9 protein-coding genes are annotated in these 9,514 nt (G+C 40.2%); all 9 read right to left on the bottom strand.

Annotated elements, in window-relative coordinates; all coding sequences use genetic code 11:
• Positions 1–533: 533 nt before the first annotated feature.
• The 9 genes from nqrM to fabV all read right to left on the bottom strand — a co-directional run bounded on the left by nqrM (position 534) and on the right by fabV (position 9,393).
• Positions 534–746, bottom strand: coding sequence for a (Na+)-NQR maturation NqrM (nqrM, locus tag J8L71_RS16635; protein ID WP_058547270.1), 213 nt, complete (start codon positions 744–746; stop codon positions 534–536).
• 162 nt (positions 747–908) lie between these two features.
• Positions 909–1,940 (bottom strand): FAD:protein FMN transferase, encoded by a 1,032-nt coding sequence (locus J8L71_RS16630; RefSeq protein ID WP_211001518.1) that lies wholly within the window; start codon positions 1,938–1,940, stop codon positions 909–911.
• Between the two features lie 98 nt (positions 1,941–2,038).
• Positions 2,039–3,268 carry an NADH:ubiquinone reductase (Na(+)-transporting) subunit F gene (nqrF, locus tag J8L71_RS16625; protein WP_211001517.1) on the bottom strand — a complete coding sequence of 410 codons (1,230 nt, stop codon included), beginning with the start codon at positions 3,266–3,268 and terminating at the stop codon, positions 2,039–2,041.
• 18 nt (positions 3,269–3,286) lie between these two features.
• Positions 3,287–3,895, bottom strand: a complete 609-nt coding sequence (gene nqrE, locus J8L71_RS16620; RefSeq protein ID WP_058547267.1) for an NADH:ubiquinone reductase (Na(+)-transporting) subunit E — start codon at positions 3,893–3,895, stop codon at positions 3,287–3,289.
• A 10-nt stretch (positions 3,896–3,905) separates the two neighbouring features.
• Positions 3,906–4,538 (bottom strand): NADH:ubiquinone reductase (Na(+)-transporting) subunit D, encoded by a 633-nt coding sequence (locus tag J8L71_RS16615; RefSeq protein ID WP_211001516.1) that lies wholly within the window; start codon positions 4,536–4,538, stop codon positions 3,906–3,908.
• On the bottom strand, positions 4,538–5,290 hold the full coding sequence (locus J8L71_RS16610; RefSeq protein ID WP_058547265.1) for a Na(+)-translocating NADH-quinone reductase subunit C: 753 nt from the start codon (positions 5,288–5,290) through the stop codon (positions 4,538–4,540). The genes J8L71_RS16615 and J8L71_RS16610 overlap by 1 nt, the downstream gene beginning before the upstream one ends.
• Positions 5,283–6,485: an NADH:ubiquinone reductase (Na(+)-transporting) subunit B gene (locus J8L71_RS16605; RefSeq protein ID WP_211001515.1), complete on the bottom strand. Its 1,203-nt coding sequence runs from the start codon at positions 6,483–6,485 to the stop codon at positions 5,283–5,285. The genes J8L71_RS16610 and J8L71_RS16605 overlap by 8 nt, the downstream gene beginning before the upstream one ends.
• A gap of 4 nt (positions 6,486–6,489) precedes the next feature.
• Positions 6,490–7,833: a Na(+)-translocating NADH-quinone reductase subunit A gene (locus tag J8L71_RS16600; RefSeq protein WP_211001521.1), complete on the bottom strand. Its 1,344-nt coding sequence runs from the start codon at positions 7,831–7,833 to the stop codon at positions 6,490–6,492.
• A 366-nt stretch (positions 7,834–8,199) separates the two neighbouring features.
• Entirely contained in the window at positions 8,200–9,393 is a 1,194-nt protein-coding gene (gene fabV / locus J8L71_RS16595) for an enoyl-ACP reductase FabV (RefSeq protein WP_211001514.1), read from the bottom strand.
• Between the last annotated feature and the right edge of the window lie 121 nt (positions 9,394–9,514).

The following is a 9,514-nucleotide window of genomic DNA, read 5'->3' as shown; positions in this document are numbered from 1 at the left end:
CTTTCACACTGACAACATCTTCACACACAATATAAAGATTTTTGGTTTACACTACGTGGCAATTGTAGGGAATAAAAACAACTCAAGCTGTTATTTATGGAAGTGAATCCACCGAACTTGAGCTGCCTTTCACACTGACAACATCTTCACACACAATATAAAGATTCTTGGTTTACACTGTGTGGCAATTGTAGGGGATAAAAACAACCCAAGCTAAGTCACCACCGAACTTGAGTTGCCTTTCACACTGACAACATCTTCACACACAATATAAAGATTCTTTTAAGCGAGGCTAACTTATGCCTCAAGCTTATGACGAGAGCCTTGCTCTGTGTCTATGATTAAACTTTAGAGTGTTAGCTCCAATTTGACAAACGAGAAAAATAAACCTAATGGATGAAAAAAACTAACTTATAGACTTTGGTCTAATACATTAAGGTTGCGTTTATTTAGAAGCTAAATACATACACAAATAGCAGGCACAAAAAAAGCGCTTTAAAAGCGCTTTTTATAAAATTGATTATTTTACAAATTTAGATAATTTGATTTTCTTTCCAAGCTTGCTCTTTAGCCATGCGGTTTTTACGTTTATCACATGGGTCATCACAATCGCAGGCTTTATCAATACCTACAGAGCCTAGACCACCACAGCTGCTCGCCATAGATTTTTTTTGCACGATCATACCAACAGCCATCGCCGAAACTATTAAAATTAGTAAGCCAAAAGTAAGAAGAAAAAGTGACATTGCTTAGCCCCTATTGATCAGCAATAAATTATGCTCAAGCATTCTTAAGCGACTATTAAATTATACACTAAAATACAATTTAGATGCGAGTAAAGTCTATTCTAAAAATTAGGTTAGAATATTGCTCTAGGCTTAAACCAACCTAAATTAAGATTAATTATATTACAAGTATGGCTTAAATGCAGGGCTTGAATACGTTATTAGCCCTTCTTGTGATTTAGCTATTAAATAAACAGGTAAATCATGTTGCTCTGCATATGCTTGTGCTTTATCCATCCCCATTACAGTAAGCGCTGTCGCCAGGCCATCCGCAGCCATTGCACTTGGGTGCAATACAGTAACCGATACTAAGTCGTGTTTAATTGGCATACCCGTTACCGGATCAATTAGATGGGTATAAATCTCACCATCCATTTCATAAAAAATACGATAATCACCTGATGTAGCAATACCATTTGTGCCAGGCGATAAAACACGGTGCACCTTTCGCTCACCAGGCTTGGCATCAGGTTGCTCAATTGCAATTTTCCAATCTTGATTATTAGGCTTTTCGCCGCCAATGCGAAGCTCACCGCCAATCTCAACCATATAATTAGTAATACTGTGACTTTCTAATAGCTGCGCTACTTTATCAATACCATAGCCTTTAGCAGTAGCTGAAAATGACAGCTCCAATCCATCAACAGTTTTAGCCAGCCCCTGCTCTGTAAGATTAAGTTTATCTACACCAATTTTTTCAATCATTGCAGCAAGTGCTTCATCAGTTGGGCGCTTAGTTGGCTTTTTATCAGGTCCAAAGCCCCATAAATCTATTAAAGGGCCCATCGTCACATCGAGAGTTTTTGTTGACTTACCTATGCGAATCGATTCACTTATTACAGCCCTAAAGTCTTCACTGATAGGCATAACTTGATTAGCAGGTAGCCTGTTAAATGTATTTATTTCAGAGTCATCAATATAAGTAGACATTGACTGGTTTACATTTTTTAGCACGTCGTCTATTTGTGCTTGTAATGCTTTAGGTGATAACTGCGCTTGCTCATCATAAAACTTAATATGATAAGTAGTGCCCATTGTTCTACCTTCTAAAAAAACACCTTCTGGTGTTGGCTTTTCGCCACAACCAGTGAGTAATAAAGTCAATGTAATAAAAAATAAAGCTATAACGCTTTGAGATGCACCCACTCGATTCATGAAAGCCTACTTATAAAATAAAGAATAAAAAAAGCCTCGTAACACTAAGTGCAACGAGGCTGGTATTTTAACCAAAACGAATGTGTTTTGGTATGGTGTTAGCCACCGAAATCATCTAATAAGATATTTTCGTCTTCTACACCTAAGTCTTTAAGCATTGTGATAACTGCCGCGTTCATCATTGGAGGACCACACATGTAGTACTCACAATCTTCTGGCGCTTCGTGATCTTTAAGATAGTTCTCAAATAACACGTTATGGATAAAGCCTGTATAGCCTTCCCAGTTATCTTCAGGTTGCGGATCTGAAAGTGCTGTATGCCATACGAAGTTCTCATTATCGGCAGCTAGGCCGTCAAAATCTTCTACGTAGAACATTTCACGTTTAGAACGTGCACCATACCAAAAGCTCATCTTACGTTTAGAGTTCAAACGTTTAAGTTGGTCAAAGATATGTGAACGCATTGGCGCCATACCAGCACCACCACCAACAAAAATCATTTCTGCGTCAGTATCTTTAGCAAAGAACTCACCAAATGGACCAGAAATAGTTACCTTGTCGCCTTTTGTTAATGACCAAATGTACGATGACATTTTACCACAAGGCAAGCTAAGGTTTCTTGGTGGAGGCGTAGCGATACGCACGTTAAGCATAATTATGCCTTCTTCTTCCGGGTAGTTAGCCATTGAGTAAGCACGAATAGTCTCTTCGTCTACTTTTGACTCCAGGTCGAAGAAACCAAAGTGGTTCCAGTCGCCACGATACTCTTCAGGAATTTCAAATTCAGAGTATTTAACGTGGTGAGCGGGTGCTTCGATTTGGATGTAACCACCCGCACGGAAAGGCACTGACTCGCCATCTGGAATTTGCAGCTTAAGTTCTTTAATGAACGTTGCTTTGTTATCATTAGAGATAACTTCACAATCCCACTTCTTAACACCGAAAATTGACTCTTCAAGCTCAATTTCCATGTCGTTTTTAACATTTACCTGACACGCTAAACGACAGCCTTCACGGGCTTCACCTTTAGAAATGTGATCAAGTTCAGTTGGTAAGATATCGCCGCCACCTTCTTTAATGTGAACACGACACTGACCACAAGAGCCACCGCCACCACATGCAGATGATACGAAAATACCTGACTCAGATAGCGCGCCTAAAAGCTTGCTACCTGCTGATGTTTTAATGGCTTTGTCTGGGTCGCCATTAATGCTGATGATGATGTCACCGCTCGCAACTAACTTAGATTTAGCACCAATAATCACTAAAACTAGTAGTACAACGATAGCGATGAAAACACCAACGCCTAAGAAAATCTGATAATCCATGATTTATCCTCGCTACCTTTACAGTGAAATACCAGAGAATGACATAAAGCCAAGTCCCATTAAACCAACAGTGATGAAGGTAATACCTAAACCACGTAGGCCGTCTGGCACGTCTGAATATTTCATTTTCTCACGGATACCTGCAAGTAAAGTAATTGCAAGCGCCCAACCTACACCAGCGCCAATACCATAAACAACAGACTCGCCGAAGTTATAGTTACGCTCAACCATGAATGATACCGCACCAAATATTGCACAGTTAACTGTGATAAGTGGTAAGAAGATACCTAATGCGTTGTATAGTGCAGGGAAAAACTTATCTAATGCCATTTCCAAAATTTGCACAAGTGCTGCAATAACACCGATGAAAGTTAAGAAACGTAAAAAGCTAAGGTCTGCATCTGGGTAACCTAACCAAGCTAGTGAGCCTGGTGCAAGTACCGCATGGTAAACCAAGTTGTTAACTGGTACTGAAATACCTAATACAACTATAACCGCTATACCTAGGCCAATTGATGTAGTTACTTTTTTAGATACTGCTAAAAAAGTACACATGCCTAAGAAGAATGACAACGCTAAGTTCTCAATAAAAACGGCTTTTACAAATAAACTAATATAATGTTCCACTGTTTGCCCCTTACGCTTTAGCTTCTACTTGGTCTTTCTTAAAGGTACGAAGTACCCAAATGAATAAACCAATAATGAAGAATGCACTCGGTGGTAAAATCAATAGACCCATAGGCTGATACCAACCGCCATCTTGTACTAATGGGATAATATCAACACCGAATAGTGAACCCTTACCAAATAGCTCACGAATAAAGCCAACAGTAAGAAGTACTACAGAGTAGCCTAAGCCGTTACCAATACCGTCAAGGAATGACATAAGTGGTGGCGATTTCATCGCGTATGCTTCCGCACGACCCATTACGATACAGTTAGTAATAATTAGACCAACGAATACAGAAAGCTCTTTTGCCGTAGCGTAAGAGAATGCTTGTAGTACTTGGTCAACAACGATTACTAACGATGCAATAATTGTCATTTGTACGATGATACGTACAGATGATGGGATCTGGTTACGAATAAGCGAGATAAAGAAGCTCGAAAACGCAGTTACTAATGTCAATGCGATTGACATGATTAACGCATTTTTTAAGCTAGACGTTACCGCTAGCGCAGAACAAATACCAAGTACTTGTAATGCGATTGGGTTGTTAGCTAAAACCGGACCAAACAGGACAGCCTTCATTTCTTTAGAATCAGCCATTATTTCAATGCTCCTTTACGTACTTTTGCAAGGAAAGGGCCAAAGCCATTTTCACCAGTCCAAAAGTCAACTGCATTGTCAACACCGTTAGACGTTAATGTAGCACCTGAAAGACCATCGATCTTATGCTCATCACCGCCCGCAGTACCTTTAACAATTTGAATTGGCAGTTCTTTGCCTTCCCATGTTGCAGTCCACTGTGGGTTTTGAATTTCGCCACCAAGACCAGGGGTTTCATTATGCTTGTAAAAGATAATACCTTTAACCGTTTCACCATCGCTTTCAAGCGAGATAAAACCATACATTAAGCCCCATAAGCCGTAGCCTTGGATAGGAAGAATGATTGCATCAACTGAACCATCTTCTTTTTTAGAGATATACACCGGCGACTCTTTAGTCACACGTTGAATACCAGCAATGTCTGTTACGCCTTTCTCTTTAAGAGAAACGCTTAATTCAGCATCATATTTGCTTTTTTCAAAGTCGAAGATTGTTGGATCTGTATCTACAAACTCACCCGTAGTCATATTTACAACGCGTGCTTCGATTTTTGCGTCAAATGTTTCTAATACATTTTCAACTTTATCGATGCCCGCAGCAGCTAAGATATTGCTTTGAATATCTTTGTTTTTATTAGCTTGCTGTAAAGGACGAAGCTGTACAGAAGCAAACGATACAATAATTGCACACACTAAACACAGTGCAACAACAACCGTTAACGTTTTGCCGATTGATTCGTTATTACTAGACATTACGTGCCAACCTCCGTTTGATATTAGCTTGCACTACAAAGTGATCGAACAATGGAGCGAATAAGTTAGCAAATAAGATTGCTAGCATCATACCTTCAGGGAAAGCAGGATTCACAACACGGATCATAACTACCATAAAGCCAATAAGTGCGCCGTAAGCGAACTTACCTTTATTGGTAAATGCAGCAGAAACAGGGTCAGTAGCCATAAAGAACATACCGAATGCAAATCCACCTAGTACTAAATGCCAATGCCAAGGCATTGCAAATACTGGGTTGTTTTCTGAGCCTACCGCATTTAATAAAAACGCAGTTGCTACCATACCTAGGAATACACCTAATACGATGCGCCAAGAAGCAATACGAACATATATTAAGAACAAACCACCAGCTAATATTGCAAGTGTAGATGTCTCACCTACAGAACCTTGGATGAAACCGTAAAACGCATTCCACCATAATTCCATGTTTGCATAATCAAGTGTGCCAGCGAATGCTTGGCCTAGCATAGTTGCACCAGAGAAAGAATCTACTGCTGTCCATACCGTGTCACCAGAAATTTGAGCTGGGTATGCGAAGAATAAAAACGCACGGCCCGCTAAAGCAGGGTTTAGGAAGTTACGGCCAGTACCACCAAAGATTTCTTTAGCGATTACAACACCAAACGTAATACCTAACGCAACTTGCCATAAAGGAATTGTAGCAGGCAGTATTAGTGCAAATAAAACAGACGTTACAAAGAAACCTTCGTTAATTTCATGTTTACGCACTGAAGCAAATATAACTTCCCAAAAACCACCTACAGCAAACGTTACTGCGTAGATAGGTAAGAAGAAACATGCTCCGTAGAACATTTTAGCGCCCCAGCCTGATTCAGCAGTTAACTCACCGCCGAATAACTGGAACAGACCAACCTGCCAAGAATTTGCTAGTTCAAAACCTTGTGCCAAAGCACCTGCGGCCTGATGACCGATGTTGAACATACCAAAAAACATAGCTGGGAACGTCGCCATCCACACTAAAATCATCATGCGTTTTAGGTCGATGTTATCGCGTACGTGTGTCGCGCCTTTATTTACATAGCCTGGTGTATAAAAAATTGTTGCTGCTGCTTCATACAGAGCGTAGAACTTTTCATATTTACCACCGGCTTCAAAATTCGGCTCGATATCTTCTAGATATTTTTTTAAACCCATCTCTCTAGCCTTCCTTCTCGATCGTAGTTAAGCAATCGCGCAGGATAGAACCATACTCGTATTTGCCTGGACAAACGAAGGTACATAACGCTAAATCTTCTTCATCAAGTTCAAGCGCGCCTAATGAAATTGCACTGTCTAAGTCACGTGCGATTAAGTCACGTAATAATAGAGTTGGCAAAATATCTAACGGCATTACGCGCTCGTAGCTACCGATTGGTACCATGGCACGTTTTGAACCACCTGTAGACGTTGTCATTTTAAATAAACGACTCGGTGCAAGGTGAGAAAGGAATGTACGCGTTACAGAGAATTTATTACTACCCGGTGCAATCCAGCCAAACAATTCTTTTTCGCGACCTTCAAGTAAAACAGATACTTGAACGTGGTAACGACCTAAGAATGCATGAACACCGTTTGAAATAGAACCCGATAAAACAGAACCAGAAATAACGCGGTTATCTCCGTCTTCTAATTCACCAGCTACTAAGTCATCCAATGAAGCACCTAGTTGTGTTTTCACTAAACGTGGGTTTTTAACGCGAGGACCTGCAAGCGAAATAACACGGTCTGTGTAAATTTCACCAGTAAGGAACAAGTGACCAAACGCAATAACGTCTTGGTAACCAATGTGCCACACTTTTTTGCTAACAGATACAGCATCAAGATGATGAATATGAGTGCCAACTAGGCCAGCCGGATGCACACCACCAAACTCATGTACTTCTACTTGAGCGATAGATGAGCTAGGAACTTGGCTGCCTGCTTTTTTACACACAAATACTTTACCGTCTGTCAAACGCGAAACAACAGCAAGACCCGCTTCAAATGCAGCTGCATTTTCGGCAATAATCACTGCAGGATCTGCAGCTAATGGGTTTGTGTCGATTGCAGTCACAAAAATAGAACTAGGATTTTCATCCACAGCCGCTACTTTGCTAAATGGGCGAACACGAAGTGCCGTCCACTGACCTGACTGGATAAGTACTTCTTTGGCTTTTTCACGCCCTAAGCTCGAAAGCTCATCTGCACTGAAAGAGTCAAAGGTGATTTGCTCACTGCCTGCTACTTCAATAACAACAGATTGCAGCACACGTTTAGCACCACGATTTATTTCTTTTACTGTGCCAGAAGCTGGAGCAGTAAATAGGACGCCTGGGTTCTTTTTATCTTCAAAAAGAACTTGGCCTTTTTTGACTTGGTCATCCACACGAACATGCATGGTTGGACGCATACCGATAAACTCTTCGCCAAGCACAGCTACACGTTTGACAGCAGAACCGTCATGTATAACTTGCTGTGGCGCGCCCTCTAAGGGTAAATCCAGACCTTTTTTTATGTTGATCATACGCACTTGCATTACATTAAAGGAAAGAAACTGAAAAATCGTATCAACCACGTCGCCATTTGAGTTATTCCAAGTTATATCAAGGTGCAAAACAGCAGCTTGCTCGGTTTATCAAACAAGCAACGTAGTAAAACTCATCACATATTGCCCAGATTTTAACATCATTTTGGACGACTATGCGAGTGTATTTATGAAAATTATACGACAGAAACACTTATTTGGTTTTGTTAAGTGATTTTAATAAAAATCAAGTTAGACCAAAGTGGTAGCCTGAGCAAGTATAGTCCACTATTCAACTGCTCAATTAACAAACCATCGCATACAAAAAAAGCCGCGAATGCGACTTTTTATAATTACAAAGTATGATTAATCAACCATATTTGCGATTGGCTTAACTGAGTCTACGTCTTGATCGTAATCAACACCGTCAAAACCAAAGCCAAATAAGCGTAAAAACTCGTTATGGTAACCAACATAGTCAGTTAACTCATCAATTGAGCTTGTATCTACATTATCCCATACAGCTTGAACACGCGTTTGCACATCGTCCTCTAGCTCTTTGTAGTTTTGGAATAAGTGACCGCCCTCATCAAAGCGCGGCGTTTCACCATAAAGGTTTTCATTAAATAAAGCATGAATTTGCTCAATAGTTCCTTCGTAAGTGCCATCAGCTTTCATTACTTTAAATAAAGCAGAGATGTATAAGGGCATAATAGGAATAGCAGAACTCGCTTGAGTTACTACCGCATTAAGTGATGAAACATACGCTTCACCATTTAGCGCTTTAGTAGAGGCTTTTATAGCGGCTGTAGCACGGTCTAAGTCTTCTTTTGCTTTACCAATCGTAGCGTGCCCGTAAATTGGCCACGTTAACTCTTTACCAATATAAGTATAAGCCGTCGTTTTAAAGTTATCTGCAAGCACATCGGCTTCTTTTAAAGCGTCAATCCACATTTCCCAATCTTCACCACCCATTACTTTAATAGTGTTGTCGATATCATCTTGGCTTGCTGCTTCTACCGTAATTTCATCAATTTCTCGCTTTGATGTATTTAGGTTTTTAGTGGTAACTGCATTACCAATTGGTTTGAGTGTAGAAGAGAACACTTCGCCAGTATTTGGATCTGTGCGACGAGGCGATGCAAGGCTGTAAATAATACAGTCTACTTTACCTAAATCAGCTTTAATCGTGTCGATTGCTTTTTGCTTGATTTCGTTAGAAAACGCATCGCCATTGATATTCTTTGACCAAAGGCCAGCTTCATCTGCAGCGTCTTGGAATGCTGCTGTATTGTACCAACCAGCAGAACCTGTTTTACGCTCTGTCCCTTCTTTTTCAAAGAAGATACCTAATGTTTTAGCACCACCACCAAATGCAGCAGTAATACGCGATGCCAAGCCGTAGCCTGTTGATGCGCCAATAACTAGTACATTTTTTGGGGCGCTTTTCAATGCGCCTTGTTGTTTTACATAGTTAATTTGTTCTTGAACATGCTCTGCACAACCAGCTGGATGTGCGTTAGTGCAGATAAATCCACGAATTTTTGGCTTAATGACCATTGATCATCCTATATCTTTTACTATAAAAATTAGCGCTAGTTTAAAGGCTAATACTAAAAACACTGATCTGATCAGTTAAATACCGACCAAAGACCCTATTTATTATAATTAACTTACATTT

It is taken from the genome of Pseudoalteromonas sp. MMG007, from assembly GCF_018100985.1.
Lineage (GTDB): Bacteria > Pseudomonadota > Gammaproteobacteria > Enterobacterales > Alteromonadaceae > Pseudoalteromonas.
This window is presented reverse-complemented; position numbering and strand designations above follow the sequence as displayed.